This window comes from Psychrobacillus sp. BM2 (assembly GCF_048572895.1).
GTDB lineage: Bacteria > Bacillota > Bacilli > Bacillales_A > Planococcaceae > Psychrobacillus.
Genome location: NZ_CP183878.1, coordinates 3,472,519 through 3,496,036, shown reverse-complemented (window position 1 = coordinate 3,496,036; position 23,518 = coordinate 3,472,519). Strand labels below are relative to the sequence as shown.

The following is a 23,518-nucleotide window of genomic DNA, read 5'->3' as shown; positions in this document are numbered from 1 at the left end:
TTCCGTCCCTTTAGTTACGATGTAAGAGTAAGGAAAGTTTCACTTTTATAACAGGCCTAGTTCATCGTTCAATTTCTTCACTTGTTGTTTAAAATATATATAAAAGCAAATCCAAAAAACTAAATAGAATGCTAGGAATAATCCCATCGCTATTAAAAAACTAGAAAGGTTAAAAGGCACCCAGCCTATCCCAAAGGCAAGTAAAAAATAGAGTACAACAACTGTCAGAAAATGGAGGATTGTTTGTTGCCATAACTGGAGCTTTTTATTCTCGAAATATAGAGGACTTACAGTGAAGAACCATCCACAAAAGACAGATCCTAGCGAGTTTTTCAGAAATAATGCACTATCTAGCGTATCTTTCTCACTAAATAAGACAACCGAATTGGTCAATAAAACTGCGATAAACGCTCCGAAGAAAATACCAATCATACTTCTAAATAGGAAGGTTTTCATCCGTTTTTCCTCCTGTTCATTTTTAACGCCTCTTTAATGGCACTAACATAAGTACGGGATACATATTCTTTTACACCAGATTTAAAATATACACATAATGTTCCGTTAAAGGATGCCTCAAACCTGCTTAACTCATGTAGATTGGCAATGACTGATTTAGAAAGTCGTATAAACTTATTGGAGGGCAGAATATCCTCTAGCTCGTATAGTTTTTCTTTTAATTTATAGGAACCGTTTGCGTTGACTGCTAAAACAGAATCATTTTCGGTATGAAAAAAGTGGATGTCTTGGGGCTTTAGTATATGTTGCATTTCATCCACTTTTCCGACTAAAAATTCTGTTTCTCTCCCATTTATAAAATCTAACACCTCTTGCACGGAATCATCTAATGCAGGTGTCTCTATAATTACTTTTGCTTCTTTATAATTACGATCAATATCTAGTAAAACCTTCATTTCAGCTCACACCCCTCTTTAAATTAAGTGTAATCGTTTCGCTGTGGGGAGGCTATCCTATTTTTCGTTTGTTTTGAATATAGAGACAAATCAACGCTACTATTACAAGTACCGCTAAGTAACCAACAGAGAGAAGTGTCTGTGAATCCAACGAAAACTGTCCATTCCAAATAGCGATAAAGAGATTATTCATATGGTATAGAGGGTTAAAGTCTGCGATTACTTGTATAAAGTTAGGCATTAGTCGGATAGGCATAGCCAATCCACCTGTGAAAATAACGACCTGAAAAATAACTATAGAGAACACCAATGCACTGTTCATACGTTGAAAGAAAGAGTAAATAGCTGAAGCCAGAATGAGCATAACTGCATTTAATAGAATGAAAAATCCATATGATAATATGACACTCCAAATTCTAAGCTGTAAGTCATACATAAGAAAACCGATAAGTGAAATTAGTACAAAGCCAAAGCTAGTCATGATAATAGCGCGAATAATACTAGAAAGGAGCAGCATATTTTTTGAAACAGGAGAAATGCTGATACGTTTCTCCACTCCGGTAGTGCGCTGCATTACTTGATCAAATCCAAAGGCGAAAAATACAACCGTGAACGTAATAACTAATATAAAGGATGGGGTATAAGTTTCGGCGTAATTTAAATTACCGGCATAAGTTTGGTCCCCAAATAATTGCCCCATGAATAAATACGTAACTGGTGGAACGACGATTGTGAATACTAAGTAAAATAATTCTCTTGAAAACATCAGTAAGTCATATTTCAATTGAGTCACTAGCATATAATTTCCTCCTTTATGGTTACTTTCTGAAGATAAAACTCATGGACAGACGGAAAGCCAGAAGCAAGGATTCCAGCGGTCGTATCAAAAACTTCATTGACCCCATTATTAATAAGCATTACTTTATCGCAGTACATCTCAATTTCCTCCATATTATGAGTAGTCAAAATGACTGTTCCGCCAGTACGAGTATTGTAGTTAGTTATATAGGTCCAAAGCATATTACGCATATGTGGATCTAACCCCGTAGTTGGCTCATCCAAAATCAGCAACTTTGGATCAGATAAAAAGGCAATCGCTAAACTCACAATTTGCTTCCATCCCCCTGATAGCTTGTCAAAATATTTCTTTCGATGTGGCTCTAATTGGAAGTCCATAATAATCCGGTGAATCTCTACATCGGATTGATAATAGGCTTTGAATAATTTCAATAGTTCTTCCACTTTTAAGGTTTTATAAAATTGAGTAGGCTGTAGAACGACTGAAATTTGTTTTCGAATTCGCTCTAAATTGTTCTTTTGAATATCTTTTTGAAATAAAACTACATGACCTGCATCATATTCTTTAATAGTCATTAGAATTTCCAAAAATGTAGATTTCCCAGCTCCGTTCTTTCCAATCACTCCGATTATTTCCCCTGCCTGTGCTTGAAAATTTATTCCTCTTAAAACATGATTAGAGCCGTACGCCTTTTCCAAATTATGCACTTCCACTATATTCATGGTGATTCCTCCTGTAACTTCTTTGTACACCAAGTGTATGTCACTAATACGTTCATGGTCAGCAGTATCAAGGTGAGATGTATGAATAGGAGAGCAACTTGCAGAAAAGGGGAGGTCAGTTGCAGAGGAAGAAAAAAGTATATGGCGGAAAATTTTAAATAGTGGGATAATATGTTTCGAAGTACTTTGAACAGGAGTGAGTAATGTGGTTTATTTAAGTATGGTATTTTTCCAGGTTGTTGGACCGATTTTAATAATGCTTGTGATTGGAGCAATTCTCCAACTTAAGTTCCGTTTTAACTTAAAAGCATTATCTAATTTAATCACATACTGCTTAATGCCCGCAGCGGTATTTATTAATATTTATGAGACCCAAGTAAATGCAAAAGTCCTAGGTAGTATTATCGTTTATTTACTTATTTTTAGTATTTGTCTTATGATTATTAGTTGGTTATTTAGTAAATTATTAAAGCTTAATAGAAGCCAAGCAGCAATCTTTAATAATAGTATTGTTTTGATAAACTCAGGAAATTATGGGATCCCGGTTAGTCAAATGCTGTTTGTGGCCAATCCACTTGGGACATCGATTCAAGTAATCATCGTTATTTTCCAAAATATTATTACCTATACATATGGTTTATATAATTTAATCTCCTCAACAAAATCTGGTTTGGACATACTTCGCAGCTTGCTACGTTTGCCGATTGTTCATGCATTAATAATTGGTGCAATAATGAACTTTTGGAATATAGGTCTTCCTATTACATTTAGAATTCCGATCGAATACTTGGCGAATGCTTTTATATCCATAGCACTTATTACACTAGGCGCCCAGCTGGCTCAGTTAGAGTTAAAAACAATATTTAACAAAGTTATTTTTACTAGTACAGTTGGTCGATTAATAATTGGACCAACATTAGCTTTTGGATTAATCCTGTTAATGGGGTTTGACGGAGTAGTAGCTCAGTCATTGTTTATCGCAAGTGCATTTCCAACATCTCGTAATAGCTCAACACTAGCACTAGAGTATGATGTGGAGGCAAACTTAGCCGCGCAAATTGTATTGTTCTCTACAATTATGAGCTGTATAACGGTAACTATTGTGATTTACATTTCAACTATTTTATGGGGATAGAGAGTGGTAAGTATGAAAAAGATGTCGTTACAATCACGTATTTTCTTATTTGGAGCTGTATTTGTATCGCTCGTTGCAATTGTTATCGGGATTTCCTTTTACTTTATCGTTTCACATGCGGTGGAGCAGCAGGTGGGTGAACGGGCACTTAGTATTGCGAAAACGACTGCAGAGCGTCCCGATATTTTGGCAGGTTTTCAGGCAGCAAATCCAACGTTAGTACTTCAGCCGATTGCATTAGCCATACAGGAGAAAACAGGAGCAGAGTATGTAGTGATCGGAAATGAAGACGGGATTCGCTATGCACATCCTGTAGCAGAAAGATTAGGTCAAAAAATGGTCGGTGACGATAACGAACAAGCACTTATTCAAGGTAAATCATACATATCCGAAGCAACTGGTACCTTAGGAAAAGCTTTGCGAGGAAAGGCACCTGTTATAAATGAAAATGGTCAAATTATTGGGATAATTTCGGTTGGTTTTTTAAACGATAAAATTTCAAATATCTTTGCTCAATATATAAATAACATTGTTTATATCGTACTTATCGCTATTATTCTAGGTACTGTTGGGTCGAGTATATTGGCACGCAATATAAAAAAAGAATTATTTGACTTGGAGCCGTCAGAGATAGCAAATCTTTTTACCGAGCGAAATGCATTGATAGAGTCTGTCCGGGAAGCAATTATTACAGTAGATGCTAATGGGATTATTAGAATGGTAAATAACGCGGCATATGAGATATTATCGCTGCCTACCCGTACAGAGTTAATTGGTCGCAACATTATGGAAGTTATTCCGAATTCAAGCCTGCCACAGGTAATGGAATCGGGGGAGGGTCAGTTAGACCGTCCTATGGAGATACGAGGTAAAAAAGCGATAGTCAATCGTATACCAATACGTATGGGAGATAAAATTGTCGGAGCAGTGTCTAGTTTTCGTTTACAGTCAGATTTCGATCGCTTGGCGGAGGAATTATCGCAGGTGAAACAATATACAGAGGCGCTGCGTGCCCAAACACATGAGTATAACAACTCTTTATATACAATTTCTGGGCTTATTCAATTGCAATCATACGAAGAGGCACTAGATATGATTCACATAGAAACTGCGGAGCATCAATCACTTATACAATTTATGACAAAACGCTTGCAGGATCCTTTCCTAGGAGGGATCGTAATTGGGTTTTTCAATCGTGCAAAAGAGTTAAAGGTACGGTTTATTTTAGATGAAGATAGCAATTTAGAGCGCTTACCAAAACACCTTCAAAAAAATTTATTAGTTTCAATCATTGGAAACTTAGTAACGAATGCGTTTGAAGCAATTGAAAGTTTTCTAGAGGAGCAGCGAATTGTTCGCCTATTAATAGTGGAGACAGACGAAGAAATACTAATTGAAGTGGAAGACTCTGGTAAGGGAATTGCAGATAATTTATTTCAGAGAGTGTTGTTGGAGAAAGTATCGACTAAAAACGAGTACGATCGAGGATATGGATTATTGAAGGTTCAGGAAAATGTAAATGATTTGGGTGGAGTTATTGCATTAGAAACAGGTGATTTGGGGGGAGCACTGTTTATCGTTTCAATACCAAAAGGGGGGTACTTGTATGACAAAGCGAATCGAAATATTGATCATAGAAGATGATAAAAGAATTTCGGATATACATCGACGATTTATTGAGAAACTGGAGGGCTTCCTAGTAATTGGTGCAGCGAACACGGCAGAAGAAGCAAAGGATTGGATTATATCTTACAAACCAGATTTAATACTTTTGGATGTTTATTTACCAGATGCGCTTGGGACAGATTTATTAGCAATCATTCAATCACATAGTCCAGAAACGGATATTATCTTTATAACAGCAGCTGCAGAATCAGAAATTGTAAAAAAAGCATTTCGAAGTGGAGTTGCAGACTATATTTTAAAGCCGTTAACTTTTGAAAAGTTTAAGGAAAGTCTCCTCGGATATAAATCTAAAAGGAAAATATTAGCGGCAGAGGGAAGTGTCGAGGAAAACTTGATCAAGTCCCTATGGAATAAAACAATGACTCCCACATTATTTTCCGACTTAACACCTCCTAAAGGAATAGATCCAATAACGAAAGAGAAGGTAGTGGACTATATAAAAAAATTAGAAGATGGTATCACTGCTGAATCTCTTGGAGTAGCTGTTGGGATAAGTCGTTCAACAGCAAGACGCTACTTGGAATATCTAGCATCCGAGAAACTTGTTTATGCTGAATTAATATATGGAACCGTTGGCAGGCCTGAACGCAGATATTTCATCAAATCATCGTGAACTTTATGAACAAAATGCACTTTAAAATCATTATCTAACTTATTACCAAAAGCATTGAAAATAGCGAATGTTTTGATAAATTATATACAGGCGTATGAAAACGCTGTCAAAACATTTGGTATAAGGGGGATTATGAAAATGTGGAAGAAAATCACGTCGGTTGCTTTTGCGGCAACTTTAGCATTGGGGTTAGCTGCTTGTTCTTCAAGTGATGGGGATAGTAAAGGTGCATCGTCATCGTCTGGGGGATCAGATTATCCCCAAAAAAATATTACAATTGTTGCTCCGTCGGGTGCTGGGGGAGGGTGGGATTTAACGGCCCGCTCAGTTGCTAAAATAATGAATGATACAAAACTAGTAGACAAAGCTATTACCGTAGAAAACAAACCAGGTGGCGGTGGAGCAGTATATATGGCTGAATTTGCTACGAAAGAAGTAAAGAACGACTATATGCTTATGGTGAAATCTCCACCTATTCTGATAAACAACAATAAGGCTGAAGGAAACAGTCCTTATGGTTATAAGGATACAACACCGCTTGCACAGCTAACACGTGACTACGGTGCAATAGTAGTTAAAAATGATTCAGCGTTTAAATCATTACAAGATGTTCTTGATGCTATTAAAAAGGACCCAACATCCGTTACATTAGCAGGTGGATCAGCACCGGGTTCAATGGACCACTTAGTAGGGGTTTTGCCAGCATTTGAAGCTGGAATTGATCCGAAATCTGTGAAATACGTTTCATATGACGGTGGCGGAGAAGCAATTGCTGCACTTTTAGGTAATAATGCGGATGTGATTGCAACAGATGCTTCTACGATTGCAACGTATGTAAAATCAGGAGATGTACGTGTGTTAGCGGTTAGTTCTGCTGATCGTTTAGAAGGTGAGCTTTCTGACGTACCAACGTTTAAAGAATCAGGCATCGATGCAGAGTTTACAATATGGCGTGGTATTTTCGGACCGAAAGAAATGTCCGATGATGCTAAAGATTATTGGAATGAAAAAATCGCTAAAATGGTTGAAACGGACGAATGGAAAGCAGAGCTTGAGAGAAACGGGTGGGCAAGCGAATACCGTAATGGAGAAGAATTTACTACTTATTTAGAAGATCAGGATAAAGTAATCGTCGAGTTATTAACAGCACTTGGAATGCAGAAATAATAGTTTGTAGGCGGCTATAACAGTCGCCTTTTCTGTTAGGAGGAATAGCCTTGAATAAGAAATTTGATAAAATTGCGGGAATTGCATTTTTATTAATCGGAATACTTTTTTTCGTGGAAAGTCAAAAGATTTCAGATAGTGCATATGGTTCATCTGTTGGACCGAAGATTTTCCCAATGGGTCTTGGAATTATTTTGACAGCGCTAAGTATTCGATTACTATATGAAACTTTTAAGAATAAAACAGAAGAAACGGCGAAGGAAAAATTACAGTATAAGAAGTTTTTTATTATTTTTGGGAGTGCACTTTTATATGCATTCTTCTTGGAGAAGATAGGATATGTCGTTTCTACATTTGTATTCTTACTAATTGCGTTCCAAACATTAGAACGCGGCAAAATAATCTATTCCATCATTATTTCTACTGTTTTTTCTGTAGGTGTTTATTATATGTTTTCGGAGCTTCTGGGTGGGTCGTTACCAGAGTTTCCACTGTTTTAGGGAAGGGGTTTAGCAATGGATACATTACAATTTTTAGCGGATGGCTTCGGAATTGCGTTTCAGTGGCATAATATTCTGTTCGCATTAATCGGAGTTATTATTGGTACGGCTGTCGGTGTCTTACCGGGAATCGGTCCGATGAGTGGTGTTGCTCTTCTAATTCCTGTAACAGCAACGATGACTTCGGGAATGCCAACGGGAGCAGCTGCCGCTAGCTCAATTATTTTACTAGCTGGAGTGTATTACGGAGCCATGTATGGCGGATCTACTACTTCTATTTTACTGAACACACCAGGAGAATCATCCTCGGTCGTGACGACTTTAGATGGATATCAGATGGCGCAGCAAGGAAGAGCAGGTGCTGCACTTGCTATTTCAGCTATCGGGTCTTTTGTGGCAGGAATCATTTCCCTTATCGGATTAGTACTTCTGGCGGAGCCACTGTCCAATGTTGCGATAAAATTTGGACCAGCGGAGTATTTCTCTCTTATGTTGTTAGGGTTAGCTGCTGTTAGTGGTCTAGCAGGAAAATCGATGACAAAGGCACTAATGATGACGGTATTCGGGCTTATGTTGGGGACGATCGGGATAGATGCAGTTTCAGGAATTGCTCGATTTACATACAATCAGCCTATTTTATTTTCTGGTTTGGAGTTTTTAACAATTGCAGTTGGATTATTTGCACTTGGGGAAGTTGTAAAGACGGTTTTAGAAAAAGACGAAGAAACAGGAACCATAGCAAAGATCAACCGAATATTACCTACGAAGCAGGATATGAAAGATAGTACAGTTCCAATCGTACGTGGATCTTTGCTCGGTTTCTTTATAGGAGTTTTACCGGGAGCAGGAGCAACATTAGCATCATTTTTCTCTTATACAACGGAGAAAAAGTTTAGTAAGAACCCAGAGAGATTTGGGAAAGGTCATATTGCTGGAGTAGCAGGTCCAGAATCTGCGAATAATGCCGCCTCTGGTGGTGCAATGATTCCGCTACTTACTTTAGGGATACCTGGTTCAGGAACGACTGCGATATTGATGGGTGCACTTATCATGTATAATATCCAGCCAGGCCCATTATTATTTGATGAACATCCTGAGGTTGCATGGGGGCTTATAGCTAGTATGTTCATCGGGAATTTGATGCTACTTGTGTTAAATATGCCATTAGTTCGGGTCTTTGCAAAAATTATTCAAACACCGAAAAAGTACTTATTACCGATGATTATTGCCATTTCATTTTTCGGTGTATATGCGGTACAGTATACAACGTTTGACCTTTATTTGTTGCTAGGGTGTGGAGTGTTAGGTTATTTACTTTCGAAAAATGACTACCCAGTGGCACCTTTAGTACTTGCTTTAGTGTTAGGACCAATGATTGAGAATAATATGCGTCGGGCATTAACGATTTCAAACGGAGACTTTAGTATTTTTGTGACAAAGCCCTTATCGCTTGTATTTATCGTAGCAGCAGCGGCTTGGTTGTTAATCCCATTACTGTTGAAGCTTAAAGGACGTAAACTTATTATCAATGAGGAAGATTAATAGAAATGCAGACTTCGTCAACTGGAAGTCTGCATTTTTATTAGTTATTATTTTTTATTGACAGGGATGGTTGGGTTTTGATTGATACCTAATGAACTTAGAGCTTGCTTAACTGTAGACATGGTAGGGATGGAGTCTAGCTTATCATCTAACTGTATAGCCGTTAGAGCCAATTCTGGTCTTAACCCTGTAATAATCGAACGTACACCAAGCAATGACAGGACGCTATTAATCCTAAATAGATAATCTGTCACAACACTGTTTAATGTGTAAATGCCAGTAAAATCAATGATTAAGCAATTAATGTCTTGTTTTTGTACTTTAAATGGTACCTGATCCAGTAATTGTTTTGCTCGATCCTCATCGATTGAACCCATTAAAGGCAATATGGCGATTCCATTTAAGACAGGAACCAGTGTAGCAGATAGTTCATTGATTTCTTTCATAATTTCATGTTGCTTCCGTTCTGCTTCTTTTCGCATGGTAATATCTCTAACATACGTTTGTATTGCTTTTGTCTCTCCAATTTGAACGGGGTGACAATATAGCTCAACTTCTACAGTAGTCCCATCCATTCGGTAAATTGTTTCTTCTATAACTTTAGCTGGCTGTAGATAAGCAGATTCTATTCTTTTTTCAATAGCTGCCTTGGAGGTTTCCTGAAAAATATCTAAAGGACTAGCTCCAATTATTTTATCTTTAGTTGCTCTAAAAAAATCTTCTGCAACATGATTTACATCAATTATTCCAAGATTAGTATGAATAATTAAAGGATCACGTGAATACTCCATTATTTCACGATAATCAATCTGCGATATGTTTTCGTTCATCTAAAAGAACTCCTTAGTACTCATGTATCTCATATTCAATGAAATAAGAGAGATTTAATGTAAAACGTTTTAAATCCAAATTTGATCCCAGGGAATGTAATTTCTCATTATTAATTTTACCCATCATACCCTCTCATAGTAATAGTAATATGTATAAAGGACAAGTTAATGGAGATAGGTCTGAAACTATTTTCTTTTTGTTAATCTTTTCATTGGACAAATACCAAAATGTGTTATATAGTTAGGACAATAATTAAATTGCTTAGATAGAAACAATGAATTCACATATTACAAAAGGTAATCGTGAGTCTTCGGTAGCTTTTTGCAATATGTGAATTTTTTTATTCACCAAAATGGAGGTTTTTTACATGACACAAGGTACAGTAAAATGGTTTAACGCAGAAAAAGGTTTTGGATTTATCGAGGTTGAAGGTGGAAACGACGTATTCGCTCATTTCTCAGCAATCCAAGGCGAAGGATTCAAATCTCTTGACGAAGGTCAAAAAGTTGAATTTGACGTTGAAGATGGTCAACGTGGACCACAAGCAGTAAACATCGTAAAACTTTAATTCGCAAGGATTTTAAGTAAAGATAATACTGTAAAAAAGAGACACTCTTTCGAGAGTGTCTCTTTTTTTTGTTATTTTATTGGTAATGATATCGAAAAACAAATAGCGTTTTTTGGTAAACTATTTATAGCTATAGATTGAAGACAAAGGAAAGTAAAAAATGTCTGCGTTTTTTCAATCACATGAATGGAAGAGGAGAGATAAAGGATGAAAAAGTTACTGCTAACTGGATTTGAACCATTTTTATCATTCACAGTGAATCCGACCATGAAAATTGTAGAGGAATTAGACGGAACGACGATAAGTGATTATGAAGTAATGAGCAGAGTTCTCTCGGTAGACTTCACGCAGTCAGGAGCTCAGCTAATTCATCACCTAGAGGAGATAAAGCCAGACGCAGTAATATCCTTAGGATTAGCTGGGGGACGATATAAAATTACTCCAGAACGGGTTGCGATCAATGTGAAAGATGGTGCGGCTGACAATCAGGGACATACGCCATTAGACGAAACAATCCAGCTAGATGGCGAACCTGGATACTTTTCGACGCTACCTATCCGTTCGATGGTGGATGAACTTATAAAAGAAGGTCTTCCCGCTACCATATCAAATACTGCAGGTACATACCTATGCAATAACGTCATGTACGAAGCTTTACATTATGCCAAAATGAACAATCTAGACATACCCTCTGGATTCATACATATACCCGCGTCCCATGAGTTAGCCATTCAACATGGGAAAATCCCAAGCTGGTCCCATACGGATTTAAAACGAGGCGTAGAAATTTGTATAGAGGTGCTTGGGAAGTAATAAATTTAGATATATTAAGTGAAAAAATTTTCTATTATTTTCTGTAATTGAAACATAATTCCCACTAATCCGTACAAAAGGTAGGAGGGGATTTATATGTGGGAAAGATTACAACAACGTCAGTCGGTTTTAAAGCAGGAAATTAATAAGAGAGATAAGGTAAAAAGGAAGCAGCAAACACTGGAAGAGCATTTAGAAATAGCTTTACATAAGAAGCAAGAGTATTGGACGCGATTAAAAGAAGAACAAAAGGATGTAGAAAATTTAGATGGGTTTTCAATCTTGAAAATGGTTCGAACTTGGACAGGGAAGCAGGATGAAATTCGAGAGAAGGAATTAGCCGAGTTAGCAGCAGTAGAAGCGAAATATAGGGAAATTGAAAAAACAGTAATAGATTTAGAACTAGATATAGAAGCAAATGAACGGGAACTAGATCAAGCAAGCTGGGACTCTATTGATATAGAATGGGATAAGCTGATTAAAGAAAAAGAGCAATGGATTTTCGATAATAATCAGGAACAGGCATCACGTCTCGATAAGTTATACGAAAAAAAGACATTTCTAGCAACGGGTATCCGGGAAATAACAGAAGCTATTACTGCAGGTAATGAAGCTAAAATAGCTTTAAATAGATCACTAAAATCACTTGAAGGTGCAAAAGATTACTCTACTTGGGATACATTTTTAGGAGGTGGACTAATCGCCACTTCTTTAAAACATAGTAAGCTCGACGAATCAGAGGATGCTATTCATGCTGCGCAGCGTTCTCTACAAAAATTTCATACGGAACTGTTAGATATCCAACAAATAAAGGCCGACAATTTATCTGTGGAAAGGGATAGCTTTGTTACATTTGCCGATTATGTATTCGATGATATCTTTTCGGCATGGTCCACACATTCTAAAATTAATAATTCAATAGACCGTATGTACCAAACTCTACAGGATTTAGCTAACATATTTGATCTATTACAGAAGCAACTCAAACTGGATCAAGATAATCTACATAAAGTGGAAATAGAAATTACCCAGATTATTGAACATTAAGTATGACTGATATAAAAGTGCAAGCGCCTAGGAGCAATTCGTGTAAAAACGTACTCTTTATTAAGGCGCTTGAGTTAGACAGATTATATGTAAAGAGTATATACCTCTTGTCTTTATAAAGATAAACAGCCATCAGTAGATAATATGATGAAAAATGACGCTATCTGTCATTATTTCTTGGGAAATAATTTGACAATAAAATTGTCTGTTTTACAAATGATTGCCTATCATTTGTACGTGACGGTATAATTTTATTTACCGACGGCTAGTATAAAGACAAGATTAAGCAAATTATGTCTCAGGAGGAAACCCGATGTATGATCCAACTATTTTTGAAAACTTAAAAGTGGCATTCGAAAACCATGTGTATGATTTAGATAACATAGAACGAAAGATAGACATTAAAAATCGGGTAGATCAAATGGACCTTTCCATTATTGCCAGAACCTTTAGGATTGAATTTACTCTAGCTGACCAATCTGACATAACTGCGGAGATTATTTTAGACGCATCTCTAGAGGACCTGGCTGGAGAAATACTGGAAGTAGGTAATAATAATATAGGTTGTACACTGGCTTTGAAATTCATCAAAAATATTCAAAATCCCGATTTACAATGTGAGGAAATCGAGCAAGCGATTAAAAACATCTGGGAAGACGACATAGAGTTAACGCAAATACTAAGTTTTATTTTCGGAATAGAACTATCAAGCTATACAAACTCGATAGAAGTTAAATTTACAAAGAAGATAAATGAAGAGCAAATAAGCGATCTTGAGATGTTTCTTGAACATGTTTTAGAAACGTTAGATACTTTAAATAAAATATAAGTGGCATTTTACTAGCTTTCTGTGTGGATATAGTATATAGTAAAGATAATAATTAAATTGCTTAGATAGAAACAATGAATTCACATATTACAAAAAGTAATCGTGAGTCTTCGGTAGCTTTTTCTAATATGTGAATTTTTTTATTCACCATAAATGGAGGTTTTTTACATGACACAAGGTACAGTAAAATGGTTTAACGCAGAAAAAGGTTTTGGATTTATCGAGGTTGAAGGTGGAAACGACGTATTCGCTCATTTCTCAGCAATCCAAGGCGACGGATTCAAATCTCTTGACGAAGGTCAAAAAGTTGAATTTGACGTTGAAGATGGTCAACGTGGACCACAAGCAGTTAACATTGTAAAACTTTAATTCTTCGGGATTAATTAAACATAGTTAGCAAAAAAAAGACATCCTTTTATAGGATGTCTTTTTTTGTCCTGTATTATATGAGAATCATTAACCATTCTAAGGAAACTAGCACCTTTGACACCTTGAATCGGAACTGGCTAGTTAGTTTGGAGATCATTACTGTGTTAGACACCTGATGTCAGATTTTATGGAAAAAAAGTGATAATATTATACGTAGAGAATATCAGAATGGAATGAGCAAAAACATGAGCAATACACATATATTTTCAAAGCGTGAAGAAATAGCTAATGCAACTATTCATGGGATTGGTGCTATTTTTAGTATAGCCGCTCTTGTGATATTAATCGTATCCTCCGTAATACATGGAACGGCTTGGCATGTTGTAAGTTTTACATTGTTTGGGTCATCGATGGTCCTTTTATATTTGTCCTCCACACTGGTTCACGGTTTTCCGGCAGGACGTGTAAAAGATTTCTTTGAGATTATGGATCACTCGGCTATTTACTTTTTTATCGCTGGAACGTATACACCTTTCTTATTCCTAGCTATTAAAGGAACGTTAGGCTGGACGTTATTCGGTATCGTGTGGGGCCTTGCGATTGGGGGTACTGTGTTTAAAGCCTTTTTTGTGAAACGGTTTTTACATACCTCTACGTTATTATACGTTGTAATGGGTTGGTTAATGGTATTTGGATGGAAACCACTTCTGGAGAATGTATCATCCCAAGGGCTTATACTATTAGCAATAGGAGGCATCTTGTATACAGTAGGAGCTGTTTTCTATGTGTGGCGTGGATTTACGTATCATCACGCAGTGTGGCATGTATTTGTTCTGGTAGCGTCTATCCTGCATTTCTTTGCTGTTATGACGTTGCTAACATAACGTTGTAGAGACAAAGAAGAAGCGATCCGCATACCCGGAAGTACCAAAACCAACAGCTTGCATTTGTTCAATCCATTCATACAACACTTTCGTATCTTCTACTCGGAAGGCTGCATGGTATTCTGCAACAAAAGCTTGAAGAAAGGGATAGAGTCCTTTTGTGTGTCGAGTAATAGCTAAAAGGTTAAACTTTATTTCAAATAAATCCTAGTGAAGAGCATTTAGATTAAGTATGATTGGTAAATAGGAGTAGATGGAATATGAAATCGTATAAATTGAAATTAATATTTGAAGATATTGCGCCAACTATTTGGAGAAGCGTGATTTTACCAGCAGGTGCAACATTTAATCGTTTACATGAAACGATTCAATATGTTACAAACTTTCAAAGTGAAATGGAACCATACCATTACTTTGCAGTTGAAATAGACGATTTATTTATTACTAATAATGATAATATTTTAGAGGAATATAAAGGGAAAAGGTTTCTAAATAAACTAGTCAAACAGTCGAATCGCATTAAAATAGACAATTATATAGAAAATAATGAACATTTCACATACAGCTATGATTTCGGAGATGACTGGAAAATACGGGTAGAATTAGAAGGAATCGTTGATGATTATTATTTTGGATATCCAACGCTTCTTGATGGACAAGGGATGGCTCCACCAGAGGATGTGGGTGGTCCACCTGGATATGAGGAGTTTTTAAAGATGTATAACGATCCAACACATCCGGATTATTTATCGACGTATCGCTGGGCAGAGAGCCAGTCGTTTCTACCATTAGATATTGCTGACGTGAACGATTCTTTAAAAATAGTAAAATATAAAAAGACGGAATGGGAATCTGTCCATCATTTAAATTATAATGTTATATCAGATAAATACCGTGATTCTGATGTTATTGACATTGATGCAATTCCTAACAAGGATCTCATTATTCAGTATGCGATAGCTTGTGGAAATTTGTATGGAATAATTGAATATCCGAAGTTCATGGAGATTTATAATACACAAAACAAAACGTCCCTTACTAGTAAGGAATTGATGACAGTCCTTAATGATAGCTCCTATAATAATCGTTTAAACAAGGGGTTTGCTTACAATAATTATAGAGAGATAATCCATGAGACAGTGGAGTATGGGCTAGAAAACGACGAACTTAGATATGAAGTACATGGCAAGCCCTATTATGTTCCAGTAAAAACGGAGCTACTTCGCTATGTGGACGATGCTTACTATGAAAAGACAATACATCAACGTAATCTAGCGGCTATGCTAAAGAAAGACTTTTTCCCTAATAATACACAAGTGATAAAAGATGAAATGGATGAATTGGTTGGCGAATTGCAAAATGATGTAAATTTTCAAGAAGTGGTCAAAGCCTTTCTAGGTCGCTTTGAATTTATAGATATGAAACAGGCCAATGAATACATGCAAGCAGTTATGAAAATTGCGAACACAACTCGCCTTTGGGAAAATAGAGGGCATACTCCCGATGAACTACTCCAAATGGTCTCGCCAAACTTGAAGCCTCTTACTCCGTTACAAGTAATAGATGGTGGAAAAGTTGGTCGAAATGACCCTTGTCCTTGTGGTAGTGGGAAAAAATATAAGAAGTGCTGTGGGAAATAAAAAGAAGAGCTGCCGGCGATACAATTTCGGCAGCTCTTTATCATTTTTAGTTGATTACTCAACGTTTTACCCATCAGATGTTATAATAAAGTCTAAATGTCTGGCACTAGGATTAGTATCAGGTTGCTATTAAAGTTAAGTATGAAGAAAAGAGGATAGATATGAATAGAAAGTCCATATATGGATTAACATTACATCAATTGATAGAGTGGCTTCATGAACATGGCCACAAAAAGTCTAAAGCGTTACAGGTTTGGGATTGGCTATATAGAAAACGTGTCACGAATTTCACCGACATGACAGACGTACATGAAGAATGTATTCAATTATTACAAGATAACTATACAATACAAACGTTAACAGAACATATAAAGCAAGAAGCGACAGATGGAACGATGAAGTTTTTGTTTAGACTGCAGGACGGAAACTTAATCGAAACAGTTATGATGAGACATAAATATGGCATTTCCGTTTGTGTAACGACTCAAGTAGGCTGCAACATCGGCTGCAGTTTCTGTGCAAGTGGATTACTTGCAAAAAGTCGTGACTTGTCAAGTGGGGAAATAGTGGAGCAGATTATGAATATCCAATTGCATCTTGATGAACTAGGACAAAAAGACATGGTCAGCCATATTGTCGTGATGGGAATTGGCGAGCCATTCGATAATTTTGCGAACTTATTAGACTTTTTAAATGTAGTTATCGACCATAAAGGGCTAGCAATAGCAGCTAGGAAAATAACCGTATCAACGAGTGGAATTATTAATAAGATTTATGAATTCACTGATACAAAGATCCCAGTAAATCTAGCGATATCCTTACATGCACCTAACAACGAGCTACGCACCAGAATTATGAAAATAAATCGTGCTATGCCAATCGAAAAGCTAATGGAATCCCTTAAGTACTATTTAGCGAAAAACAACCGCAGAATTACGATTGAATATATTCTACTAAAGGATGTAAATGATACGAAAGAGGTAGCTGAGGAGCTTGCCGATTTACTTCATGATATAAAAGATCAGCTTTACGTCAACTTAATACCGTATAATCCTGTCGATGAACATAGCCAGTACCAAAGAAGTGAACAGGAATCTGTGCTTTCGTTCTATGACACGCTGAAAAAAAGAGGCGTAAACTGCAAAATTCGCCAAGAACATGGAACAGACATTGATGCAGCCTGTGGCCAGTTGAGAAGTAAGCAGCTTAAAAAGGAAAAAGTCGGTTAATTAGAGTACCAACTTCGGATGGAATTCAGAATAGCATTGAAACCTAATGCATGATTTTGACTTAATATAAGCACTCAGATTAGCATAATTTATCTGAGTGCTTTTTTTATATTATTTGATGCTTCGCTTTGAGTAGAGAAAAGTGAAAACTATATCTTTGTTTAGCGAAAGATGCCATTTATTTTATGGACAGCAATTTTAATGATACGATAATAGAATAATAATTAGTGTTGGGGGAGATTCTGTGTTTTTGGATAAGCTGAAGAAGGAGCTACATGATAAACAACCGCTTTTTATAGGAGAGGATACAGCGCTGCGTTTTGCTGTTTTAATACCGCTTGTGCAAGTGGATGATGAATGGCATGTCCTATTCGAAGTGCGTTCATTAACGATGAGAAAGCAACCTGGAGATATCAGCTTTCCAGGTGGTCGAATCGATCCTGCAGATGCATCCCCAATGGAGGCTGCAATTCGAGAAACGCATGAAGAACTAGGGGTCGATCCGGCATGTATCCGAGTCTTAGGGCAGATGAGCGCATATATTGCTTCTCCATCCTTTGTTGTCTATCCATTTGTTGCAACTATGGACCACCACCAAATCGAGTCCTTCAACAAACAAGAAGTAGAAGCGGTATTCACTATACCAGTCAGCTGGCTTTTGAACCATGAACCCTATATGCACACTGTCTCTGTCCAACCAATGCCCCCTATGGATTTTCCATACGACAAAATTGTTAACGGCGACAAATATCAATGGAGACCTCGAGCTATAGAAGAGTGGTTTTATGACTATGAAGAATACACAATTTGGGGTCTGACTGCTCGAATATTAAAGCATTTTGTAGAGACGATTAAATAATACCCTGTGTAGGACACTAATCTGAATAGTGTCCTACACAGGGTAGATTAAATCTTTTTCGCTAAATCCTCGATATTCTCTGCAACTAAGGTTAAATTAGACATTGCTTTAGAGATTTCGTTAATAGAGTTGAATTGTTGATTAGAAATACTGTTTGTTTCATTAACGATTTCTTCAATTTGCTCCACTTTCACTTTTAACAGATTCATTAATTGGCGTACATCCTCGACGGACTTAGCACTTAAATCTGCAAGTTTTGTAATCTCTTTTGCAACAACACTGAATCCTTTTCCGTGTTCACCAGATCTTGCTGCTTCTATACCTGCATTAAATCCAAGAATACGCGTATTTTTTGCTACATTATTAATAATTTCTAACATTTTAGATGAATTTTCCACTTGCTTGAACATCTCGGCCTGAGCCTCCGATAAGTTTTGCATGTATTCTATTAGCTCATTTGCAGTGTTAGAGAGTTCACCTGTGGAAGCTTGGATGTTTTCTGATGACATAGTAAACCTTTCAGCAACCTCTACTAAATTAGTTTGATTGCGTAGACTCGTGTTTACTGCAATACCTCCGATTACTTCGCCGGCCCTTGAAGTGATTGGCGCAATCGCCCCTCTAAACGGTACTCCATACATTTCTTTCGGAACTTCTGTTACCTGAACTTTTCTAGTCCGCAAAACTGTATAGATGGGATCCTGCTCGGTTAGCTTGTTGTTGGTAAAATCCCCAAAGTCTAAGTCTTCAGAGGAGCTCTGAAAAATTATTTTTTCGCAGTCAGAAATGATTAAAGCTACATCTGAACTGATTAATTGCTTTAATATAGGTGCAAAATTCACTATACTCGCTAACTCTGGATGAATATCTGTTTCATTGGTGATCATGTATTATTCCCCTTTTTATGTTTTGTAAAATAGCTTTACGATATTATAACCTATAATCGGAAAATTCTCTCTATTTGTTATTGGTTTATGCCCTGTGTAAAATACTATTCGGAATTGTGTCTTTACACAGGGCGCATTAAAAAACCGATTCCCAAAGGAAATCGGTTTTTTAACATATCTATTCTTTACTGATGAATCCAGCTTCTTGAAGAAATTCTTTAGCCACAAGTTCAACCATCTGTCCCTCATTATCCACTTTTGCATTCATTTCTTGCATCGCTGTTTCATCTATTTTACCAGCTAATTCTAAAAGTACATCTCCGATTTCAGGGTATTGTTCTAATATTTCTGTACGAACAAGGGGAAGCGCATGATAAGGTGGGAAATAACCCTTATCATCTTCTAACACACGTAGATTATACATTTGTAGCTGACCATCTGTTGTATAAGAGTTTATAACGTCTACCTCTTTAGCATTGATGGAGCGATACATAATCCCATGATCCATTCCTTTTACATCTTTGAATTGGAGATCGTATTCTTTTTGAAACCCTGGTAATCCATCGGGACGATCGATAAATTCAAATACTGCGCCTAGTATAAAATCATCTGAAACTTTTGCGAAGTCACTAAATGTTTTTACTCCCAATGATTCAGCTTCATCTTCATCAAGGGCTAACGTATACGTATTATTAAACCCAAAGGATTCTAGAGCGGTGATACCATCAGCTGAAACTAACTCTTTTGTTTTCGCTAACGTTTCATCCGCGTCACCAGTAGTTTCATGATAATAGTTAATAACGATAGTGCCAGTATAATCTGGAATAACGTCAATTTTTCCGTTGAGCATGGCGGTCCAAACGACGTTGGAGCCACCGAGATTTTCTTTATAGATTACATTAATGCCTGTTTTTTCTTCAATTAATTGCCCCATTAGATTAGATAAAATAATACTTTCCGTATTATTTCTAGACCCAATGATTAAGGCATCCTCTTCCTTGAATATACATCCTGACAGTGAAGTAACTAACAGGAGCAGTGTTAAGCATTTAATAATTGTTTTTCTCGTCATATGATCACCTTATTTTAACCCTTCCGGTGTCGTCCAACGTTCCAGATAAGTGAAGAATATCTCTAAAACAATTGCTAACAACGCAGCTGGAATAGCACCAAGTAGTATCAAACCATCAATACCGCGAGTAATCCCTAGGAAGATGAAATCCCCAAGGCCACCAGCACCGATAAACGCCGCAAGTGTAGCAGTTCCGACATTAATAACAGCTGCAGTACGTACACCGGCCATAATCATTGGAATCGCTAGGGGAAGTTCAACTTTTAGTAGCACTTGAAGACTAGTCATCCCCATACCTTTTGCAGCTTCTACAGTTGCCTTGTTTACATCTTTAATACCTGTATATGTGTTTCTGATTATTGGAAGAAGGGAATATAAAAAAAGAGCGGCAATTGCTGTGTTTACACCAATACCGAAAATTGGAATCATGAAACCTAAAAGTGCTAAACTCGGAATGGTTTGCATAATACCAGCACCACCAAGTACAACTGTTGAGAGCTTTGGAACTCGTGTGATTAAAATTCCTAATCCAATTCCTAATACTATTGCGATTAGCATTGAAAAGAATACTAATTGTATATGAACGGAAGTTGCCTCTAGTACTTCTGACCAGCGCATTTCTGCTTGTTGCATAAATTGTTCCCAAATATTCAAATTATTCATTTATACCCTCCAATTCTGTCCATTGACTGGACAAAGCAGTGAGTAATGTCCCGCGAGTGACTATTCCAACTACTTTTTTTGCTTCATTTAAAACAGGTATAACCCCGTATTTTACATTTGGCATCATCATAATTGCATCTTTAGCTGTGGCTGCTTCAGTAAGGGTGTATTCAGGAACTATCATAATTTCCTCAATGGACTGAATAGAATTTACTTTTTTTATTAATTCATAGGCAGAAATTAGCCCGATGAAGGTATCATCATTTTCATCTTCAATGATTAACGAAGTAATTTTTTGTTGGCGCATCATCAATAACGCTTTTTCGGGAGAGCGACCAAGTAGAGAGGTAACTACTTTTGTCGTCATTACACTGACAACAGGCATAAGTTCAGGGTTTTGTATAATTCTGTCCTTGCCGATAAATTCCTCCACAAAACTTGAAGCAGGTTCTTGTAATATCTTCTCGGGGGTATCTATTTGAAGTAAATTTCCATCTTTCATAATCGCAATGCGATCACCAAGTTTTAAAGCTTCATCCATATCATGTGTTACAAAAACAATCGTTTTCTTTAGTTTTCTTTGTAAAGAAATTATTTGGTCCTGTAGTTGATCACGGGTTATTGGATCTAAAGCTCCGAAGGGTTCGTCCATGAGAAGGACACGAGGGTCAGATGCTAGGGCTCTTGCCACTCCTACACGCTGTTGTTGCCCACCGGAAAGTTCTTTAGGATAACGACTTCCGTAAACTTCTGGATCAAGGTCAACCATAATAAGTAATTCTTTCACTCGAGCTCTGATTTTTTCTTTGTCCCAACCTTTTAGTTCGGGAACAATTGCGATGTTTTTTTCGATTGTGTAGTGGGGGAAAAGTCCGATTTGTTGAATAACATATCCGATATTACGGCGTAGTTCTGAAGGATTTAATTTGGTAATATCATTTCCATCGATTGATATTGTTCCGTTTGTGTGTGGAATCATTCGATTAATCATTTTCATTGTTGTGGATTTTCCAGAACCACTAGGTCCAATTAGAACTAAAAATTCACCCTCTGGAATCTCAAAGTTAACAGAATCCACTGCTTTAAAGCCGTCCGCATATACTTTGCTTACGTTTTCGAATTTAATCATAAGTACCTCCTTGGTTAATAGTTATTTAAAAGGAAAATATTTACATAAATTTAGAGCACAAAAAAAGGACTACTTACGATTCCAGTATGGGAAAAGTAAGGCGTCTCTATGCCATTGCCAAGACATACAGCAAATGTTTCAAAGTGTGATTTTATCAAAATGGTAACTACCTAGGACGAGAGAAGTAAATAGCAATTGGTGCTGAAATGTTATCAGCTTAGAATGGATTCACGTAGAGTGTGAATAGGAAAAATACTAGGAGAAAATCGTCTGGTTTTTTAAAATAAAATCAATTGTATAAATATTTCCTTTGTTAAGGATAACACTAATTTCCTAGTTATGCAAAGTGACTTCCAATTCGATACCATTTTTTCGTTTGAAAATCGGTGTAGGAGTGCGATAGAAAGATAAATGCCATTAAGATATCACTAAACATTTACTCGGTAATAATATAGCAAAATGTCTGTCTATAGGCCTTCGAAAACGGTAGAAACTTTGCCCGTTTTTGATTGTGAATATTTGTATATTGCAATCTATTTCTTCTTTCCTATATTTATAAATCATACTTTACCAGTCCGAATAGTTGAATTAGTATGATAAGTAAGAAATTTAAACTTTGAGAAAACATAGAATGAGTGAAAAGAGGTAAGGAAATGAATATTGATCATCTAGAAGCTTTTATGTATGTTGTACATTTAAAGAGTATTCATAAAGCAGCAAATGCACTGTTTTTATCGCAGCCAACGGTTACTGCTAGGATTAAAACATTAGAGAGAGAACTGAGTACTGAATTATTTAGTAGAGAAGGGAGAGGTCTAATACTCACCGAGCAAGGAAGGGCATTCATCCCATTTGCAGAGCAAATTATTCAAACATATAAAGAAGGAAAAAAACAAATGAAGGAGCGAAATGAACAAGAAGAAATAGTCATAGGTGCCAATGTGATAACATCGCAGTATTTTATTCCATTTGCTTTGCCATTATGGAAGAAGAGAAATCCCGATGTACGTTTCAAGTTTGTGTCGGGAACCAATGATATGTTGCTAGAAAAACTACTTCATAAACAAGTAGATTTAGCTTTTATACGAAACTTATCACATGATGATTTGCAAAAACGGGAAGCACTAGACAATTCAGTAAAGCTTGTTGTTTACCCAGGGCATCCACTATTACAACAGCAGGATGTAACAGTAAGTAGATTGGCAAAAGAGCCGATAGTGTTTTTCGAATGCGGGGCCTTTGACTGGAATCGCGTACATAAATTGTTTGAGGTTGAAAAAGTAGAGCCAAAGATTGAGTTTCAAGTAGACCATTTGGAAGTTGCCAAGTCTATTATAAAAAGTCAATGTGCAATAGGTTTTTTACCATACTTATGCATTAAAAAAGAACTTGATAATGGTGAGTTACTAGAGGTTGATGTATCGCACTTGATAGAAATAAAACAACATGTATTGCTTGCCTACACTAAAAAGGACATTGTGATGTCTCCAATTTGGGATGATATAGATGCATCTTTAAAAGCATTTCAAACAATTGATAGAGATTTCCTATCAAAACAATAAATTTTTCTATCAGGAGAAGTATTGCTTTAACTTAAGTAAAGATGTTAGGATAATACTCATC

Annotated in this window: 25 protein-coding genes; 16 read left to right on the top strand and 9 right to left on the bottom strand. The window is 36.6% G+C overall.

Annotation, left to right across the window (positions count from 1 at the left end; all coding sequences use genetic code 11):
• Window positions 1-45: 45 nt before the first annotated feature.
• Genes ACN6MX_RS17100 through ACN6MX_RS17085 form a run of 4 tightly spaced genes read right to left on the bottom strand, consistent with a single transcriptional unit; the run spans window position 46 to window position 2,432 of the window.
• Entirely contained in the window at window positions 46-456 is a 411-nt protein-coding gene (locus tag ACN6MX_RS17100; protein WP_419960031.1) for a DUF3021 domain-containing protein, read from the bottom strand.
• A complete protein-coding gene (locus tag ACN6MX_RS17095; RefSeq protein ID WP_419960030.1) occupies window positions 453-911 on the bottom strand; it encodes a LytTR family DNA-binding domain-containing protein in 459 nt (152 codons plus the stop codon). The genes ACN6MX_RS17100 and ACN6MX_RS17095 overlap by 4 nt, the downstream gene beginning before the upstream one ends.
• 52 nt (window positions 912-963) lie before the next feature.
• Entirely contained in the window at window positions 964-1,710 is a 747-nt protein-coding gene (locus ACN6MX_RS17090; RefSeq protein WP_419960029.1) for an ABC transporter permease, read from the bottom strand.
• On the bottom strand, window positions 1,704-2,432 hold the full coding sequence (locus tag ACN6MX_RS17085) for an ABC transporter ATP-binding protein (protein ID WP_419960028.1): 729 nt from the start codon (window positions 2,430-2,432) through the stop codon (window positions 1,704-1,706). Before ACN6MX_RS17085 ends, ACN6MX_RS17090 begins: the two co-directional genes overlap by 7 nt.
• A gap of 205 nt (window positions 2,433-2,637) precedes the next feature.
• Here ACN6MX_RS17085 and ACN6MX_RS17080 point away from each other — a divergent pair, with 205 nt between their 5' ends.
• The 6 genes from ACN6MX_RS17080 to ACN6MX_RS17055 all read left to right on the top strand — a co-directional run bounded on the left by ACN6MX_RS17080 (window position 2,638) and on the right by ACN6MX_RS17055 (window position 9,075).
• Window positions 2,638-3,567 (top strand): AEC family transporter, encoded by a 930-nt coding sequence (locus ACN6MX_RS17080; protein ID WP_419960027.1) that lies wholly within the window; start codon window positions 2,638-2,640, stop codon window positions 3,565-3,567.
• A gap of 12 nt (window positions 3,568-3,579) precedes the next feature.
• On the top strand, window positions 3,580-5,211 hold the full coding sequence (locus tag ACN6MX_RS17075; protein ID WP_419960026.1) for an ATP-binding protein: 1,632 nt from the start codon (window positions 3,580-3,582) through the stop codon (window positions 5,209-5,211).
• Window positions 5,174-5,866: a response regulator gene (locus ACN6MX_RS17070; RefSeq protein WP_419960025.1), complete on the top strand. Its 693-nt coding sequence runs from the start codon at window positions 5,174-5,176 to the stop codon at window positions 5,864-5,866. The genes ACN6MX_RS17075 and ACN6MX_RS17070 overlap by 38 nt, the downstream gene beginning before the upstream one ends.
• A 138-nt stretch (window positions 5,867-6,004) precedes the next feature.
• The gene (locus ACN6MX_RS17065) at window positions 6,005-7,033 is read left to right on the top strand and encodes a Bug family tripartite tricarboxylate transporter substrate binding protein (protein ID WP_419960024.1); all 1,029 of its coding nucleotides are present in this window, start codon (window positions 6,005-6,007) and stop codon (window positions 7,031-7,033) included.
• 50 nt (window positions 7,034-7,083) lie between these two features.
• The gene (locus tag ACN6MX_RS17060) at window positions 7,084-7,533 is read left to right on the top strand and encodes a tripartite tricarboxylate transporter TctB family protein (RefSeq protein ID WP_419960023.1); all 450 of its coding nucleotides are present in this window, start codon (window positions 7,084-7,086) and stop codon (window positions 7,531-7,533) included.
• A gap of 15 nt (window positions 7,534-7,548) precedes the next feature.
• Window positions 7,549-9,075, top strand: a complete 1,527-nt coding sequence (locus tag ACN6MX_RS17055) for a tripartite tricarboxylate transporter permease (protein ID WP_419960022.1) — start codon at window positions 7,549-7,551, stop codon at window positions 9,073-9,075.
• Between the two features lie 47 nt (window positions 9,076-9,122).
• Here ACN6MX_RS17055 and ACN6MX_RS17050 read toward each other — a convergent pair whose 3' ends face one another.
• Window positions 9,123-9,905, bottom strand: coding sequence for a PAS domain S-box protein (locus ACN6MX_RS17050; protein WP_419960021.1), 783 nt, complete (start codon window positions 9,903-9,905; stop codon window positions 9,123-9,125).
• A gap of 368 nt (window positions 9,906-10,273) precedes the next feature.
• Here ACN6MX_RS17050 and ACN6MX_RS17045 point away from each other — a divergent pair, with 368 nt between their 5' ends.
• From ACN6MX_RS17045 to ACN6MX_RS17005, 9 genes are all read left to right on the top strand, one after another.
• Window positions 10,274-10,474, top strand: coding sequence for a cold-shock protein (locus ACN6MX_RS17045; RefSeq protein WP_090568674.1), 201 nt, complete (start codon window positions 10,274-10,276; stop codon window positions 10,472-10,474).
• 207 nt (window positions 10,475-10,681) lie between these two features.
• Window positions 10,682-11,287 (top strand): pyroglutamyl-peptidase I, encoded by a 606-nt coding sequence (gene pcp, locus ACN6MX_RS17040; protein ID WP_419960020.1) that lies wholly within the window; start codon window positions 10,682-10,684, stop codon window positions 11,285-11,287.
• Window positions 11,288-11,383: 96 nt separating this feature from the next.
• Window positions 11,384-12,334 carry a hypothetical protein gene (locus ACN6MX_RS17035; protein ID WP_419960019.1) on the top strand — a complete coding sequence of 317 codons (951 nt, stop codon included), beginning with the start codon at window positions 11,384-11,386 and terminating at the stop codon, window positions 12,332-12,334.
• Between the two features lie 313 nt (window positions 12,335-12,647).
• Complete coding sequence (locus tag ACN6MX_RS17030; RefSeq protein ID WP_419960018.1) at window positions 12,648-13,163, top strand: hypothetical protein; 516 nt, start codon at window positions 12,648-12,650, stop codon at window positions 13,161-13,163.
• A gap of 168 nt (window positions 13,164-13,331) precedes the next feature.
• Entirely contained in the window at window positions 13,332-13,532 is a 201-nt protein-coding gene (locus ACN6MX_RS17025) for a cold-shock protein (protein WP_090568691.1), read from the top strand.
• 245 nt (window positions 13,533-13,777) lie between these two features.
• On the top strand, window positions 13,778-14,416 hold the full coding sequence (gene trhA, locus ACN6MX_RS17020) for a PAQR family membrane homeostasis protein TrhA (RefSeq protein ID WP_419960017.1): 639 nt from the start codon (window positions 13,778-13,780) through the stop codon (window positions 14,414-14,416).
• Between the two features lie 260 nt (window positions 14,417-14,676).
• A complete protein-coding gene (locus tag ACN6MX_RS17015) occupies window positions 14,677-16,056 on the top strand; it encodes an IS1096 element passenger TnpR family protein (protein WP_419960016.1) in 1,380 nt (459 codons plus the stop codon).
• A gap of 161 nt (window positions 16,057-16,217) precedes the next feature.
• On the top strand, window positions 16,218-17,285 hold the full coding sequence (gene rlmN, locus ACN6MX_RS17010; RefSeq protein ID WP_419960015.1) for a 23S rRNA (adenine(2503)-C(2))-methyltransferase RlmN: 1,068 nt from the start codon (window positions 16,218-16,220) through the stop codon (window positions 17,283-17,285).
• Between the two features lie 244 nt (window positions 17,286-17,529).
• Window positions 17,530-18,144 (top strand): NUDIX hydrolase, encoded by a 615-nt coding sequence (locus ACN6MX_RS17005; protein ID WP_419960014.1) that lies wholly within the window; start codon window positions 17,530-17,532, stop codon window positions 18,142-18,144.
• A 47-nt stretch (window positions 18,145-18,191) separates the two neighbouring features.
• Here ACN6MX_RS17005 and ACN6MX_RS17000 read toward each other — a convergent pair whose 3' ends face one another.
• From ACN6MX_RS17000 to ACN6MX_RS16985, 4 genes are all read right to left on the bottom strand, one after another.
• Complete coding sequence (locus ACN6MX_RS17000) at window positions 18,192-19,031, bottom strand: methyl-accepting chemotaxis protein (RefSeq protein ID WP_419960013.1); 840 nt, start codon at window positions 19,029-19,031, stop codon at window positions 18,192-18,194.
• 178 nt (window positions 19,032-19,209) lie between these two features.
• Window positions 19,210-20,103 carry a glycine betaine ABC transporter substrate-binding protein gene (locus ACN6MX_RS16995; protein WP_419960012.1) on the bottom strand — a complete coding sequence of 298 codons (894 nt, stop codon included), beginning with the start codon at window positions 20,101-20,103 and terminating at the stop codon, window positions 19,210-19,212.
• A 9-nt stretch (window positions 20,104-20,112) separates the two neighbouring features.
• Window positions 20,113-20,766 carry an ABC transporter permease gene (locus ACN6MX_RS16990; protein WP_419960011.1) on the bottom strand — a complete coding sequence of 218 codons (654 nt, stop codon included), beginning with the start codon at window positions 20,764-20,766 and terminating at the stop codon, window positions 20,113-20,115.
• Complete coding sequence (locus ACN6MX_RS16985; RefSeq protein ID WP_419960010.1) at window positions 20,759-21,895, bottom strand: betaine/proline/choline family ABC transporter ATP-binding protein; 1,137 nt, start codon at window positions 21,893-21,895, stop codon at window positions 20,759-20,761. Before ACN6MX_RS16985 ends, ACN6MX_RS16990 begins: the two co-directional genes overlap by 8 nt.
• Before the next feature lie 653 nt (window positions 21,896-22,548).
• On the opposite strand from ACN6MX_RS16985, the gene ACN6MX_RS16980 reads away from it, so the two are divergent.
• Window positions 22,549-23,457 carry a LysR family transcriptional regulator gene (locus ACN6MX_RS16980; RefSeq protein WP_419960009.1) on the top strand — a complete coding sequence of 303 codons (909 nt, stop codon included), beginning with the start codon at window positions 22,549-22,551 and terminating at the stop codon, window positions 23,455-23,457.
• Window positions 23,458-23,518 lie beyond the last annotated feature (61 nt).